16 protein-coding genes are annotated in these 13,163 nt (G+C 73.7%); 6 read left to right on the plus strand and 10 right to left on the minus strand.

From position 1 onward, the window contains the following. Nucleotides 1-12: 12 nt before the first annotated feature. The 3 genes from O7598_RS20310 to O7598_RS20320 all read right to left on the minus strand — a co-directional run bounded on the left by O7598_RS20310 (nucleotide 13) and on the right by O7598_RS20320 (nucleotide 1,378). Nucleotides 13-483: an SRPBCC family protein gene (locus O7598_RS20310; protein WP_269692906.1), complete on the minus strand. Its 471-nt coding sequence runs from the start codon at nucleotides 481-483 to the stop codon at nucleotides 13-15. Nucleotides 484-570: 87 nt separating this feature from the next. Beyond that, nucleotides 571-936 carry a DUF3618 domain-containing protein gene (locus O7598_RS20315; protein WP_269692907.1) on the minus strand — a complete coding sequence of 122 codons (366 nt, stop codon included), beginning with the start codon at nucleotides 934-936 and terminating at the stop codon, nucleotides 571-573. Further along, complete coding sequence (locus tag O7598_RS20320) at nucleotides 929-1,378, minus strand: phage holin family protein (protein ID WP_269692908.1); 450 nt, start codon at nucleotides 1,376-1,378, stop codon at nucleotides 929-931. The genes O7598_RS20315 and O7598_RS20320 overlap by 8 nt, the downstream gene beginning before the upstream one ends. A 138-nt stretch (nucleotides 1,379-1,516) precedes the next feature. Here O7598_RS20320 and O7598_RS20325 point away from each other — a divergent pair, with 138 nt between their 5' ends. The 3 genes from O7598_RS20325 (at nucleotide 1,517) to O7598_RS20335 (ending at nucleotide 4,854) form a co-directional block, all read left to right on the plus strand. Further along, nucleotides 1,517-2,176: a hypothetical protein gene (locus O7598_RS20325; protein ID WP_269692909.1), complete on the plus strand. Its 660-nt coding sequence runs from the start codon at nucleotides 1,517-1,519 to the stop codon at nucleotides 2,174-2,176. A gap of 80 nt (nucleotides 2,177-2,256) precedes the next feature. Continuing rightward, nucleotides 2,257-2,718, plus strand: coding sequence for a YybH family protein (locus O7598_RS20330; RefSeq protein ID WP_269692910.1), 462 nt, complete (start codon nucleotides 2,257-2,259; stop codon nucleotides 2,716-2,718). A gap of 78 nt (nucleotides 2,719-2,796) precedes the next feature. Next, nucleotides 2,797-4,854: a multicopper oxidase family protein gene (locus tag O7598_RS20335; protein ID WP_269692911.1), complete on the plus strand. Its 2,058-nt coding sequence runs from the start codon at nucleotides 2,797-2,799 to the stop codon at nucleotides 4,852-4,854. Nucleotides 4,855-5,004: 150 nt separating this feature from the next. Here O7598_RS20335 and O7598_RS20340 read toward each other — a convergent pair whose 3' ends face one another. The 5 genes from O7598_RS20340 to O7598_RS20360 all read right to left on the minus strand — a co-directional run bounded on the left by O7598_RS20340 (nucleotide 5,005) and on the right by O7598_RS20360 (nucleotide 8,983). Next, the gene (locus tag O7598_RS20340; RefSeq protein ID WP_269692912.1) at nucleotides 5,005-5,871 is read right to left on the minus strand and encodes a DUF6745 domain-containing protein; all 867 of its coding nucleotides are present in this window, start codon (nucleotides 5,869-5,871) and stop codon (nucleotides 5,005-5,007) included. Nucleotides 5,872-5,971: 100 nt separating this feature from the next. Next, complete coding sequence (locus O7598_RS20345) at nucleotides 5,972-6,670, minus strand: glycosyltransferase (protein ID WP_269692913.1); 699 nt, start codon at nucleotides 6,668-6,670, stop codon at nucleotides 5,972-5,974. Next, nucleotides 6,667-7,290, minus strand: a complete 624-nt coding sequence (locus tag O7598_RS20350) for a class I SAM-dependent DNA methyltransferase (protein ID WP_269692914.1) — start codon at nucleotides 7,288-7,290, stop codon at nucleotides 6,667-6,669. The genes O7598_RS20345 and O7598_RS20350 overlap by 4 nt, the downstream gene beginning before the upstream one ends. After that, the gene (locus O7598_RS20355) at nucleotides 7,287-8,030 is read right to left on the minus strand and encodes a PIG-L deacetylase family protein (RefSeq protein WP_269692915.1); all 744 of its coding nucleotides are present in this window, start codon (nucleotides 8,028-8,030) and stop codon (nucleotides 7,287-7,289) included. The genes O7598_RS20350 and O7598_RS20355 overlap by 4 nt, the downstream gene beginning before the upstream one ends. Beyond that, entirely contained in the window at nucleotides 8,024-8,983 is a 960-nt protein-coding gene (locus O7598_RS20360) for an acyl-CoA dehydrogenase (RefSeq protein ID WP_269692916.1), read from the minus strand. Before O7598_RS20360 ends, O7598_RS20355 begins: the two co-directional genes overlap by 7 nt. A 255-nt stretch (nucleotides 8,984-9,238) precedes the next feature. Here O7598_RS20360 and O7598_RS20365 point away from each other — a divergent pair, with 255 nt between their 5' ends. Together O7598_RS20365 and O7598_RS20370 are read left to right on the plus strand one after the other, a co-directional pair. Continuing rightward, nucleotides 9,239-9,724, plus strand: coding sequence for a YunG family protein (locus tag O7598_RS20365; RefSeq protein ID WP_269692917.1), 486 nt, complete (start codon nucleotides 9,239-9,241; stop codon nucleotides 9,722-9,724). 28 nt (nucleotides 9,725-9,752) lie between these two features. Then, a complete protein-coding gene (locus O7598_RS20370) occupies nucleotides 9,753-10,574 on the plus strand; it encodes a formate/nitrite transporter family protein (RefSeq protein WP_269692918.1) in 822 nt (273 codons plus the stop codon). A gap of 40 nt (nucleotides 10,575-10,614) precedes the next feature. Here O7598_RS20370 and O7598_RS20375 read toward each other — a convergent pair whose 3' ends face one another. Further along, complete coding sequence (locus O7598_RS20375; protein WP_269692919.1) at nucleotides 10,615-11,763, minus strand: MFS transporter; 1,149 nt, start codon at nucleotides 11,761-11,763, stop codon at nucleotides 10,615-10,617. Between the two features lie 52 nt (nucleotides 11,764-11,815). On the opposite strand from O7598_RS20375, the gene O7598_RS20380 reads away from it, so the two are divergent. Further along, a complete protein-coding gene (locus tag O7598_RS20380; protein ID WP_269692920.1) occupies nucleotides 11,816-12,403 on the plus strand; it encodes a TetR/AcrR family transcriptional regulator in 588 nt (195 codons plus the stop codon). A gap of 79 nt (nucleotides 12,404-12,482) precedes the next feature. Here O7598_RS20380 and O7598_RS20385 read toward each other — a convergent pair whose 3' ends face one another. Further along, on the minus strand, nucleotides 12,483-13,136 hold the full coding sequence (locus tag O7598_RS20385) for a hypothetical protein (protein ID WP_269692921.1): 654 nt from the start codon (nucleotides 13,134-13,136) through the stop codon (nucleotides 12,483-12,485). Between the last annotated feature and the right edge of the window lie 27 nt (nucleotides 13,137-13,163).

Below are 13,163 nucleotides of genomic sequence, written 5' to 3' on the forward strand. Positions count from 1 at the left end.
GACCACCGTCGGTCAGACCCCGGCGTCCGGGCGGTCGACGTTCCCGCGCCACGCGCCGGTCTCGCTCCCCCGGTTCTCGATGAACGTCTTGAACCGCTTCGCGTCGGCCTTCACCTGGCGGCTGTCCACACCGGCGGCGCTGCCGGCCTTCTCCACCAGACCTTCCGGCTCCCAGTCGAGCTGGATCGTCACCCGGGTCTGGTCGTCGGAGAGCCGGTGGAACGTGACCACCCCGGCGTGCTTCGTGTCACCACCCGTGCTCTTCCACGCCACCCGCTCGTCCGGGTGCTGCTCGGTGATCTCCGCGTCGAACTCCCGGGTCACCCCGGCCACCTTGGTCACCCAGCGGGTGTGCGTCGGATCGATCTGTGTGATCGACTCGACGCCGTCCATGAACTGCGGGAACGACTCGAACTGCGTCCACTGGTCGTAGGCGGTGCGGATCGGTACCTGGACATCGACGGATTCGGTCACGGTGCTCACTGGGCCTCCTCAGGCGACTTGTCGTGACCTCGTGGTGCCCCGGTGTGGCCGGTTCAACCCTGCGATCGCGTCACACACCCACGCGGGTCACGCCCGCCTGCGTCGCGCCAGCACGACGAGCACCACGGCCAGCACCGCTACCGCGCCGATCGCGGCGACCGGCAGCGGCCGACGTACCCGCTCCGGCAGGTCGTGCTCGCGCAGGGACGTCTCGATCGACTCCGATGTCGACGCGAGCCTCTCGGTGACCGCGCCGGCGACCTGCCCGGCGCGCCCCACCGCGGCGTTCACCGTGGCCTTGGCCTGCGCGCCGGCTTCCTCGGCGGCGACCTTGGCGCGGGCCTTGACATCCGTCTTGGCGGCGAGCGCCTCGACGGTGTCGCCGAGGGCGGCGCGGGTCTGCGCGATCTCGGCCCGCAACTGTTGCGGGTCCGAGGGTGTGCTCTCACTCATGGCTTCTCCCCTCCCGGAACGCGGTCTTCACCGCGTCCACGTCCGCGGTCACACCGGACACCGCCTCCTGCGGTGCCAGCGGCGTCATCGCGCGCATCTGCCGACGGCCGAGCAGTGCCAGCACCCCGGCCGCGGCGAGCACGACGACCAGGACGGTGAGGACGGCCAGCCACAGCGGCCAGACCAGGTCCAGCAGCACCACCGCCAGGACCACGAGCAACGCGAGCCCGAAGAGGCCGAGGACGGCGGCGCCGCCGAACAGCCCTCCGCCGAGGCCGGCGTGCCGGCCCTTGGCGACGAGCTCCGCCCGGGCCAGCGCCAACTCGTCGCGTACGAGCGTCGACAGCTGCTCGGTGGCGCGGCTGATGAGGTCCGACGTCGACAGGGTCTCCGCCGGAGCGGGGCGACCCTCGTCGACGCGGGCCGACTGGTCCGGTGCCATCGCGTCCCCTCTCGTCGTGTGCACGCCTGATGCCCCGGCCCACCGCCCCACAAACGGTTCCCTTCGCGGGTGCCCCCACCCACCCGGCGGGGGGGGTGGCACGCAGGCGTGCGATGTGGGATACAGGGATTCATGACGGTGAGTGAAGAGCAGGCCGAGGCCTGGCGCGTGCAGGCGGTCGAGGGCCGGGACCCCCGTGCGGCGTTCGCGCTGGGCGCGCTGCACCTGGACCGGAGCGGCGCCGACGGCGAGGCGCGGCGCTGGTTCGAGTACGCGACGACACTCGATCCGAGCGCCGACCTGTTGTGGCAGATCACCCGGGAGCACGTCGACACGCTCGCGCTGGAGCCGATCCGCACGTGGATGCGACGGGCCATCACCGCCGAGTGGGCGGGGTGCGAGTTCACTGTCGATCCTGGCGTCTTCGGCGTCTACGACTACCACGGAACCGGCGACGTCACCGGTCAGGCCTTCGAGGTGCAGGTGTCCGCGGAGCCCGCCGAGGCCGCCCGCACCGCACTGGAGGCGGCCGCGCTCCGGTTCCCGCTCGTCAACGAGATCGGTGTCGAGTGCGAGGAGTACGACGACGAGCTCTACACCCCGAACTACGTCTCCGACGTCCGCGACGACGTGGCCGGGCCGTGGCTCGGGATGGACTGCAAGGACGGCGTCATGCCGTTGATGGCCCGGACGGACATCCGGATCGTCGTCGAGGAGCTGCGCCGGGCCGGCGCCACGTCCGGCCGCATCTTCTCCCCCTCGAACGAGCTGCTGGACTGGTATCCCGCCGACCGGTGAGACTCGTCGAACGGCACCGGTGCCGGGGCGGTTCGCGGCCCGCGGGTTAGCGCTGCCGACGAGCGGGGTACCGGCAGGGAATGACGACCGACGGGGCGGAGCGGGAGCTACGGGACCTGATCGAGGCGCGGGTGGCAGCGGTGGCGCGCCGGGACGCCGCTGCGCTCGCCGCGCAGCAGGCCGGCGACGTGCTCGCCTTCAACGTCCTGCCCCCGCTGCGACTTCGGGGCGCCGACGAGGTGGCGCCGCAGACCGAGGCGTGGTTCGACGCGTACGCCGACGGGCCCGGATACGAGGTCCGGGAGCTGCACGTCGACGCCGACGGCGACCTCGGGTACTGCGCCTTCCTCTACCACGTCACCGGCAGCCTGAAGTCGGGCGCGGAGGTGTCCATGTGGGTGCGGGCCACCCTCGTGTGTCGCAGGCGTGACGGGCGCTGGGTGGTGGTCCACGACCACGAGTCGATCCCGTGGGACCCGGAGAGCGGTCAGGGTCTGGCCGGTCTCAGCCCTGATGATGACGCCGACCCCCAACGAGGGTAATTAGCGGATAATCTTCGCACCAGGCACCGAACCTCCTATCTACTGCCTCTGACACCCAGATCGTCGGAGGTAGTGGAAATGGATCGTCGTCGAGTTCTGCTGGCCGGCGCCGCCGGTGGCGCCGCGATCCTGCTCCGCGGCGCACCGGGGTTCGCGGGCAAGGCTCGCCAGGCCCCACCGTTGGATCCGACCACCATTCCGAAGTACGTCACCGAGCTGCCGCTGTCGCCACCGATGCCGGTCAGCGGCCGGCGGGGCGGCGTCGACGAGTATCGGATCGCCGCGCGGCAGTTCGCCCAGCAGGTGCTGCCGACCGGCATGCCCCGAACGACAGTCTGGGGATACGGCTCGTCGTCGCACTCCGGCACGTTCCAGTCCCCCGCCCGGTCCATCGAGGCGAAGGTGGGCCGGCCGGTGCGGGTGACCTGGGCCAACCAACTCGTCGACAAGCGCGGCCGGTACCTGCCGCACCTGCTGCCGGTCGATCCGACGCTGCACTGGGCGAACCCACCCGGCGGGATCAGGGGACGGGACTCGACGCCGACCTTCACCAGCACCCCCGGTCCGTACACCGGTCCGGTGCCGCTGGTCACCCACCTGCACGGCGCGCTCAGCCCGGAGGAGAGCGACGGCTACACCGAGGCGTGGTACCTGCCGCACGCGTCCGGCATCCCCGCCGGGTACGCCCGCGTCGGCGGCTGGTACGACAGGTACAGGGCCATGTTCGCCCGGAAGTACGGCGTCCCCTGGCAGCCGGGCAGCGCCACCTACCAGTATCCCAACGACCAGCCCGCCGCGTTCCTCTGGTTCCACGACCACGCGCTGGGCCTCACCCGACTCAACGTGTACGCCGGCCTCGCCGGAGGCTACTTCCTGCGCGGCGGCCCGACCGACCTGCCACCGGGCACGCTGCCCGCCACCACCGGCCCGCTCGACGGGCGACCGGGACCGGGCCGGTACGAGATCCCGCTGGTGATCGAGGACCGGTCGTTCCTGGCCGACGGGTCGCTCTTCTATCCGGCCAGCCGCGCCTACTTCGACGGCTACACCGGGCCGTACATCCCCTACACCGAGGTGCCACCGATCTGGAACCCGGAGTTCTTCGCCGACACCATCGTGGTCAACGGCGCCACCTGGCCCGTGTTGCCGGTGGAGCAGCGGCGCTACCGGCTGCGGCTGCTCAACGCCTGCAACTCCCGCAGCCTGATCCTGTCCGTCGCCGCCGACCCGACGACCCGGCCGGCCCAACCGGTGCTGCCGCTCTGGCAGATCGGCACCCGCAACAGCATGCTGCCGGACCCGGTGCGGGTCGAGAAGCTGGTGATGGGCAACGCCTACCGGGCGGACGTGATCGTGGACTTCACGAACGTCCCGCAGGGCACCGAGCTCTACCTGGTCAACGAGGCCCCGGACGGACCGCTCACCGGCTACGCCGACCCCGGCGAGCCGGCCGACCCGCAGACCACCGGCCAGGTGCTGAAGTTCGTGGTCGGTGCCCGCACGGGCGTCGACCGCAGCGCCCCGCCGGAAACCCTGGACCTGCCCGCGTTGGCGGCGCTGAGCCCGGGTGTCCGGACCCGCAGGCTGGCGCTGCTGGAGCAGGAACTCGCCGACGTGGGGCCGGTCAAGGTGCTGCTCGGCATCATCGACGCCAACGGCACGGCGGTCCCGATGCAGTGGGACGACCCGGTCACCGAGACCCCGACCGTCGGCCGGAACGAGATATGGGAGTTCCACAACTCCACCGCGGACGCGCACCCCATCCACCTGCACGACACGCAGTTCCGGCTGATCGGCCGGGGGCCCGACGGCACCGTGCCGCCGGCGCCGCAGGAGCTCGGGCTGATCGACACCATCCTCGCGTACCCGAACGAGATCACCCGGATCCTGGTGCGCTTCGCCAACCCCGGCCGGTACGTGTGGCACTGCCACATCGTCGAGCACGAGGACAACGAGATGATGCGGCCGATCCAGGTGCTGCCGAAGGGCACGCCGCCCACGGGCGACGGCAGCACGGCGACCGGGCGCGGCAACGGCTTCGGGCTCGGGGTCGCCGGCGCGGCCACCGTGGCCGCGGCCGGAACCGCCGCGCTGGTCCTGCGCCGGATTGCCGGCCACGAGGACGGCGCTCCCTGAGTCGGAATCACGCGTCGCTGCGCCCGACCCTCCTTCTCCGTCAGCGACTGACCCCGCCGCACGGCACCCGAGCGGGGCCGGGGCGCGCTCTCGGCCGAGGAGTGCCGGCCAGGACGCACGAGTGGCGTCCCGGCCGGCCCTCGGCTCAGCTCACCCGGCCAGGCGTGGTTGCCAGCCGTCGCGGTAGCACACCCCGTACGGTCGGAGTCGGATCCGGTCGTGCGCGGTCCCGGGGACCGGTTCGACGTGGATCTCCCGGGGGCGCTCCACCACCACGCAGACGTCCTCGCCGGGCCACCACCAACCGCAGGAGCGGGCCAGGTCCGCCCAGGTGTCCAGGTGGTCGGCGTCGTCCGGCCGGTAACCGGCGAGGCCGAGCCGGCGCAGCACGTCGTAGTAGGCGATCCAGGACGCGTCCTGCTGCCCGTACCAGCCGACCGGGAGCGGGGTGCCGCCGGCCAGCGCGGCCCGCACCGGCAGGTAGAAGCCGTGCGCGAGGCTCCGGTGCAGCGCCGTGCGTACCCCCTGGTGCAGCACGACGGCGAGCGGGACGCCGCTGTCGAGGGCGTGCGACGGCGCCAGTTCGGGCCATGGTTGCCTGGTCTTGCCCGTGCGTGCGGGTGACAGCTCGGGATCGGTGTGGGTGGCGCCCGCGCCCAGCGCGCCGCGCAGCCGGGAGACGATCATGGCGAGATCGCTCGCCGGCGGTGGCGGACCACCCGGCCGGGGGTCGCGGACGCGCTCGTGGAGCTGGTCGAGGGTGGGCCAGCCGGCGATCAGGGGTCGCGCCTGTTCCGGCGAGTCGACCCAGGTGAAGCGGGGACGCGGCCGCGACGCCCTGGCGTAGACGGCGGTCAGGCAACGCTCGGCCGTCGCCCGGTCGGCCGGCTGCGTGCACAACGCGTGGTCGAGCCATTCCTGGCGGATCCGGTGGGCCCGCCGCCACAGGTCGTGAGCGTTCCCGCTGCCGGCGGCCAGGGATGCCGCGGCGTCGTCGCGCCGCGCGGGGGCGCTCATCGCGCCAGGGCGTCGCCGCCCTTCCTGGAGAAGATCATGCGCCGACTATGACGCCCGCGCCGCGCCGACGCAACGCGATTCCCGCCCCGAGCGCCGGACCTCAGGCGCGGCCACCGACGACCGGCGGGCGGTCGTCGAGGGCGTCGAGGTAGCGGGCGAAGCCGTGCGGGGCTCGGGCACGTCTGCGGGCGCTGGTCCGGACCGGGCAGGCGGCGTCCGCGACGACCCGCAGGCCACGCCGACGGCCCCGCTCGACGAGGTCGTGGTCCTCGCCGTGACGCAGGTCGGCGAATCCACCCAGACGCTGGTAGGCGGTCGCGGCGCAGCCCAGGTTGGCGCCGTGCACGTGCCGGTGGCCGGTGCCGGTCAGGCCCTGTCGGTACCGGATCTCGAACCGCGTGCGGACCTGCTCGGAGCGAGGTGCCCAGTCGTGCACGCGCACGGTGCCGACCAGCAGGTCGGAGCCGGCACGGGCGTGGCGCAGCTGCCATCCGCCCCACCGTCGGGGCACGCGGCTGTCCGCGTCGGTGGTGGCGAGCCACAGGTCCCGCGGGCCGTGGCGCAGCGCGTGTGCCATGCCGGCGGCGCGCGCACGGCCGACGTTGCGGGCCTGCACGGTCACCACGACGGCGCCGAGGCGTCGGGCGACGGCGGCCGTCTCGTCCCGGCAGTCGTCGGCCACGACGATCACCTCCGACCGCACCGGCAGGTCGCGGAGCGCGCCGAGGACCGAGGTCAGGCAGTCGGGCAACAACGCCTGCTCGTCGTGGGCGGGCACCACTACCGCCAGCCGGTTCACCGCAGGCCCTCGGCCTGCGCGACGGAGGTGGCCGCCGGCGGCACCCGGAGGAAGACGTCGAGGAGGAAGTCCGCCTCCTCGTGGTGCGCCGTCCGCGCCAGCCCGTCCAGGTCGCCGAGCAGCCGGTGCACGTCGTCGCCGCCCCGTGCGTGCTCGGCCACCGCCGGCCGCCAGTGCACGGCGACGAGCGTGCCGCCCGGTTCGAGCGAGTCCACCGTCCGGGCGGTCAGCAGGTCCAGTCCGGCGTCGTCCGGGTAGTAGCCGAGTTCGGAGAGCACGACCAGGTCGAAGCGCGCGTCGGCCGCCGGCCACTCGTCGGGAACGGCCATCCGCTCCACCCGCACGTGCGCCTGGTCCGCGAGCCGCTGCCGGGCGCTCGTCACGGCCGCGGCGGCGATGTCGACCGCCAGCAGCCTGTCGCACCGCTGCGCGAGGCGGCGGGTCAGCATGCCGGTGGAGCAGCCCGGCTCGAACGCCGACCGGTAGCGCCGGCGCGGCAGGCACGCGACGGTCAGCTCGTGCTTGCGTTGCTCGTACCACCGGGTCTCGAAACTCCACGGGTCCTCGGCCCGGGCGTACATCTCGTCGAAATACTGGGCGGGGGTGCCGGGTGGGGTCATGGCACGAACACCGTTTCGTAGGGACGCGCGAAGCGTGCGAGGACGTGCGGGGGGAGGATCGCGGCGTCGGCGGGCGCCGGCCCGAGCGGCAGGATCTGGCTGCGGAAGGCGTCGATCGCGTCCCGCTTGGCCGACCTGGCGGCGTCGGTCAGGTCGATCCGGTGCGCCCGGTGCCACGGCACCTCGCGATCGTCCGGCTCGGCCCAGTGCCACGTCCAGACGGGGAACTCCAGCAGCGTGGCGCCGGTGCGCCGGCAGGCGACCGCAGCGGCCCGCCCGACCGCCTCGTGGTCCGGGTGGCCGTCGCCGTGCCATGTCGTGACACACCACCTGCCGGGTGTCAGCCGGGTGGTCAGGGCGTCGGTGAGCGCCGACTCGTCGATCCCGCCGTCGGGATGCCCGAGGTGGACGATCGCGGACGGGGCGACGCCGAGCAGCCCGCATGCCGTGACCGTCTCGGCGCGCCGGATGCCGGCCAGCTCCGCCGGTGTGTGCACTGTCGAACCGGGGTGCGAGGCCTCGCCGTCCGTGACCACTGCGATCTCCGCGCCGACACCGCCGGCGAGCATGGCGACCAGGCCGCCGACCCCGAGGACCTCGTCGTCGGGATGCGGGGCGACCACCAGCGGCGGCGCCGTCCGCGCCGAACCCTCCAGATCGAGTACGGGCCAGGTGGCCGGCGCCCGCCACGCGCGCCACGTCTGCTCGTCGGTGCCCGCGCCGACGATCGGCCTCACCATCCGGGGTCCCCGACCGCCGCCACCAGCTCGCCCAGATGAGCCAGGTCCGCCTCGGCGTGGCTCTGCCGCAGGTACACCGTCAGGTCGGCGACCCGCCGGGCGTGGTCGGCGTCCTGGCACAACGGGCCCGCCCCCAACGCCCGGCCGACCCGGTCGACGACGGTGGTGGCGGTGGCCTCGACGGTGGCCCGCACCCGGTGCGCCAGCCGGTCGGCGTCACGGGTCGGGTGCGCGTCGATCTCGTCGGCGGCGGCGAACACCGCGGCGCGGGCGGTGACCAGGGCCGCGTCGACCGCCCCGAGGTGCGCCAGGGCGTGCGGGCCCAGTGAGCGGCGCCGAGCCGCGGCGTGCAGTGTGTCGGCGATGCCGGCGGCGCCGCCGTACCAGCACGCCGCCACGCCCACCCCGCCGTGCCAGAAGCCCGGCCGGGCGGTGTAGCAGCCGGGCCCGCCCACCGGTACCGCGGTCACGCCGTCGAAGCGAACCGTCCGGCTGTCGCTGGCGGCCATGCCGACAGCCGGCCAGGTGCCGGCCAACGGGGTGACCCCGGGTCCGTCGACCTCGATCGAGAACAGGCGTACCCCGTCGGCGGCGGTTGCGGTCACCAGCGCCCGGGACAACAGACCCGCCCCCGAGCACCAGGGCCGGTCACCGGTCAGCCGCCACCGGTCGCCGTCGCGGGTGGCGGTGAGCGAGGCCGGTGCGGCGGCCCACACGCCCCACGGCTCGCGGCGCCGCGCCGGATCGGTCGTCGCGCCCAGCTCGGCAAGGATCGCCAGCGCGTCGGCGTGCCCCTCCGCCAGCCGAGCCAATGCCAGGTCGGCGCGACCCAGCTCGACGAAGCGCCGGAACCGCTCGCCCGTTCGCCCGGCGCCGGGCAGCGGCAGGTCGAGGCGCCCGCCGAGAACGGCCGAGCGGAACGCCTCCGCTGTTCGCTCGTCCCCCGTGGTCATCCTCGGATCGCCGTCACGGCCCGGACCGCACCACGCCCGACCCGGCCCGCCTCGTCGGCGCGCACGGGCCACGATCCTGGGCGGCCGATTTTCATCGCGGGCTCCGATCTGGGCGGCGAGGGCGACCCGGTGGGCCGCGGCCCGAAGATGCCCGTCCCGGGATGGGCGAAACCTCGCGCGAGCTAAGTCACCGTCCGGGCGCGTATCCCAGCCTTTCCTTGACCCTCGACCCGGTGCAGGTTCCATCCTTCGCGGGTGACGTTCGGAGAGAGTGACACGGGAAGAGACCGTCCGACGACCGACCTGGACCGGCTGCGGCCGATCCTGCGGGCGAGCTGGGGAGCGGACACCTGCGACCCGCACGACCTGCCCGACTGGCATCCGGGCAACCCCGCCCGGGGTCAGTGCGGGGTCACCGCGCTGATCGTGCAGGACCTTCTCGGCGGTGAACTCGTTCTCGGCGAGGTCTTCGTCGGGGACGCCCAGGTCGGTCACCACTACTGGAATCGGCTGCCCGACGGCGGCGACGTCGACCTCACAGCCGACCAGTTCCACCCGCGGGAGGTCGTGGTCGGCGCCCGGGTGCAGCAGCGTCCGCCGGGACCGCCCGGGCGGTGCCGGCAGCAGTACGAACTCCTGCGACAGCGCGTCCGGTCCGCCCTGGACGACAACCCGGCGGGGTTCGACGTGACATCGTGGGCGGCCACCGGGTCCGGGGCCCGGCCGACAGGTTCCGGCTAACCCGACCGGATCGGGGTACGGCAGGACGATGAGCGAGCAGCGTCGCACCGCCGACCGTGCCGAGCAGGCCACCCCCGAGCGGCCGGAGCCGGAACTCGAGGAGGCGTTCGACCGGCTGGTGGAGGAGGGCGACACGCGCCTGGCCCGGCCGTGGCCGGCGCTGGTCGCCACCGCGCTGCTCGGCGGCATCGACGTGGGCACCGGGGTCCTGGCGTACCTGCTGGTCGAGCACGCCACCGGGCAGCCGCTGCTGGCCGGGCTCGCGTTCAGCATCGGTTTCGTGGCACTGCTGCTGGCCCGCAGCGAACTGTTCACCGAGAACTTCCTGGTACCCGTCACCGCGGTGGTCGCCCGACGCAACTCGCTCGGATCGCTGCTGCGGCTCTGGGCGGTCACCCTGGTGGGCAACCTGGTCAGCGGCTGGTTGGTCGCCTGGCTGATCATCACAGGCCTGCCCCAGTTGCGCGAGACCGCGATCGAGTCCGGCCGCTTCTACGCCGACCTGGGCATCAACCCGCGCTCGTTCGTCCTGGCGGTGCTCGCCGGCATGGTGATCACGCTGATGACCCGGATGCAGCACGCCACCGAGAGCCTCGGGGTGCAACTGGTGCCGGCCCTGTTGTTCGGCGCGCTGCTCGCCGGCGGGCAGCTGTTCCACAGCGTCCTGGACTCGATTCTCATGTTCAGCGCGCTGGTGACCGGGCACGCCCCGTTCGGCTATCTGGACTGGCTCGGCGCGTTGGGCTGGTCGGTGCTGGGCAACGTGGTCGGCGGGGTGGGGCTGGTGGCGTTCCTGCGGCTGGTCCGGGTGGAGCACCGGCTGCTCCGGGAGCGCGCCGTGCGGTCCTGAGCAACCGGTCGGGTTCTTGTCCGTGGAAACGGGGAACGGTTCACCTCGGGTGCGGGCGCAGGGCGGCGCCGAGCGCGGCCACCAGCGCCGCGACCGCGAAGGCCGACCGCAGGCCGACCGCCTCCGCCGCGGCGCCGACCAGGGACGCGCCGGCGGCCTGTCCCAGCGCCAGGACCAGGAACGCGACGCCGACACCGGCGGCGGGCGTGCGCGGGTAGACGCGGGTTCCCCAGATCAGCAGCAGCCCGGTGAGCGCGATGTACGCGGCCCCGAACGCGCCCGCCGCGACACTCGCGACGGCCGGCTCGCCGGGGACGGCGGCCAGCAGACCGGTGGCCGCCGCCAGTACCGACGTGGTCAGCAGCCACGCCCCGCCGATGCCGACCCGCCCGGCCAGGTCACCGGCGACCGCGCCGAGCACGCCCAGGGCGCCGAGCAGCACCCAGGCGAGCGTGGCGGGCCGCTGGTTCATCCCGCCGACGGTGACCAGCAGGTCGCGACCGAAGGTCCAGGTCGCCGCGCTCGCCACGCCGGTCAGCGCGGCGGCGGCCACCAGCCGTCCGCTCCCGGCGGGCAGCAGCGGCCTCGGCAGCGGCGCGGCCGGCCCACCGGCGGATCGCGCGGCGGGCACGGCCCGGGCCACCCACCCGGTGACCGCCGCGCACACGACCGCGAAGACGAACCACCCGGTCCGCCACTGCCCGTACGTGAGCAGGGCGATCGGCCCGGCGACGGCGACACCGACGCCGGTTCCGGCGTTGACGACCGTCTGCGTCCGGTTCCGGACCGGCGCCGCGACGGCGCGCGCGACGGCGTGCGCCAGCGGCGGGGACGCCACCCCGGTGCTGGACCCGGCCACGATCACTCCCGCCGTGAGCACGGTGGCGTTCGGTGCGACGGCGATCAGCAGCGTGCCGGTCGTGGCGGCGCACCCGGCCAGCACCGCGAGGGCCCGACCGCCCAGGCGCGGCGTGAGGACCGTGGCGGCGACGATCGCCAGGCAGTAGGAGACGTAGGCGCTGGAGGCGATCGCGCCGGTGGCGGCGGCGTCGAGGCCGAACTCGGCCCGGAAGACCGGGACGAACAGACCGTACGCGAAGCGGGCGAGGCCGTAGCAGACCGCGATCAACGACAGGCCTGCGCAGGCCAGCCCGAGCGTCTCCGACTTTACAGGTCTGTGTACCGACATTCGACCACGGTACACTGAACTGTGAAGTTGTCCGCCGACGAGGGAGCACCGAATGACGCGCGAGGAGATCCTGCGGGTGCCGGCGCTGACCCCGGGGGCGCGGCGCATCCTCGAGGTCGCCTCGGAGCTGTTCTACCGCCGGGGCATCCACGCGGTCGGGGTGGACACCATCGCCGCCGAGTCGGGCCTCACCAAGCGCACGCTCTACGACCGGTTCGGCTCCAAGGAGAAGCTGGTCACCGTGTATCTCCAGGCTCGGCACGAGGCCTGGTGGGGCCGGCTCGAACAGCGCATCGCCGAGGCCCCGGCCCCGAGGGTCCTGGCGGTCTTCGACGCGTACCTCGACGACCCGCTGGCGACGGACCGCGGATGCGCGTTCCTGAACGCCTCGGGTGAGCTACCGGCCGGGCATCCCGCCCACCGCGTCGTCCGGGCACACAAGCAGGCCGTACGCCGACGGCTCGCGGAACTCCTCCAGGGTGAGGTCGACGACCCCGACGCGACGGCGGACCACCTGTTCCTGCTGCTGGAAGGCGGGGTGGCCCACCGGGGCGTCGACCGGCACCACCACCTGCTCAGCGCGGCACGGACGATGGCCGAACGTCTCGTCGGCGCGGCCGCTCAGGACGGGACCCGGTAGCGCCGGTCGAACTGCCGCTCTCCCGGGCCGAGCTGGCCGTCGCCGCGGTGCCCCTGGGAAGGCGACGCCTTTCTGGTGGTCAGCTCGCGAGGGAGTCGAGCCAGTTCGAACGCAGTCGCAGAGCACGCTCGGCGCTGCCCGCGACCGCCGCGAGGCCGGCGGCGAGGTTCACCACGGGCGGGACGCGCACCGGGAGATCGAAGGTCCCGAGCGCGTCCGCCACGGGCGGAGCGTGCGAGATCGTCTCGACGAGTTGGGGCACGGCCACGCAGATCCCGACGAGCACGAGCAGGGTCGAGACGGCGCCGACGAGGCGACTCAGGCCCGGGCGGGTGCGGTGCAGGCGGGCGCGTCGCCCCTCGGCGGAGGTCGGGTGGGGCACCAACTGCGTCGCGGTGCCGTCGGCCCGCACGTAGTGGCAGCGTCGTAGGCCGTACGCGCCGACGGCGACCTCGATGTGACCACCCGGCACGGGGAAGCGAGCCGGCATCGTCGAGAGCGAAACAAGCGCGCCGTCGAGGTAGAGCCGCGCGCGGACCGCGCCGTCGTCGCGATCACCCAACTGACGGACGTCGACCGCGTAGGTCGGCGTGGTGCCGTCCGGTGCCCGCAGCGTCAGCGTGCGCACCGACCTGCTCAGCAGCTGCCACCAGCGGAAGCGCGGCAGCGGTTGCCCGTTGCCCGGGCGTACCCGCCATGCCGCGTGACGGTTGCGCAGTCCTTCGAACGCCACGTGTGAACCTCCTACCTGAGACGGAAG

Source organism: Micromonospora sp. WMMC241 (genome assembly GCF_027460165.1).
Classification (GTDB): Bacteria; Actinomycetota; Actinomycetes; order Mycobacteriales; family Micromonosporaceae; genus Micromonospora; species Micromonospora humi.

Coding starts and splice junctions, on each gene's coding strand:
- O7598_RS20315 (WP_269692907.1), bottom strand. CDS start 936: ATGAGTGAGAGCACACCCTCGGACCCGCAACAGTTGCGGGCCGAGATC.
- O7598_RS20320 (WP_269692908.1), bottom strand. CDS start 1,378: ATGGCACCGGACCAGTCGGCCCGCGTCGACGAGGGTCGCCCCGCTCCG.
- O7598_RS20330 (WP_269692910.1), top strand. CDS start 2,257: ATGACGACCGACGGGGCGGAGCGGGAGCTACGGGACCTGATCGAGGCG.
- O7598_RS20335 (WP_269692911.1), top strand. CDS start 2,797: ATGGATCGTCGTCGAGTTCTGCTGGCCGGCGCCGCCGGTGGCGCCGCG.
- O7598_RS20340 (WP_269692912.1), bottom strand. CDS start 5,871: ATGAGCGCCCCCGCGCGGCGCGACGACGCCGCGGCATCCCTGGCCGCC.
- O7598_RS20350 (WP_269692914.1), bottom strand. CDS start 7,290: ATGACCCCACCCGGCACCCCCGCCCAGTATTTCGACGAGATGTACGCC.
- O7598_RS20355 (WP_269692915.1), bottom strand. CDS start 8,030: ATGGTGAGGCCGATCGTCGGCGCGGGCACCGACGAGCAGACGTGGCGC.
- O7598_RS20360 (WP_269692916.1), bottom strand. CDS start 8,983: ATGACCACGGGGGACGAGCGAACAGCGGAGGCGTTCCGCTCGGCCGTT.
- O7598_RS20370 (WP_269692918.1), top strand. CDS start 9,753: ATGAGCGAGCAGCGTCGCACCGCCGACCGTGCCGAGCAGGCCACCCCC.
- O7598_RS20375 (WP_269692919.1), bottom strand. CDS start 11,763: ATGTCGGTACACAGACCTGTAAAGTCGGAGACGCTCGGGCTGGCCTGC.
- O7598_RS20380 (WP_269692920.1), top strand. CDS start 11,816: ATGACGCGCGAGGAGATCCTGCGGGTGCCGGCGCTGACCCCGGGGGCG.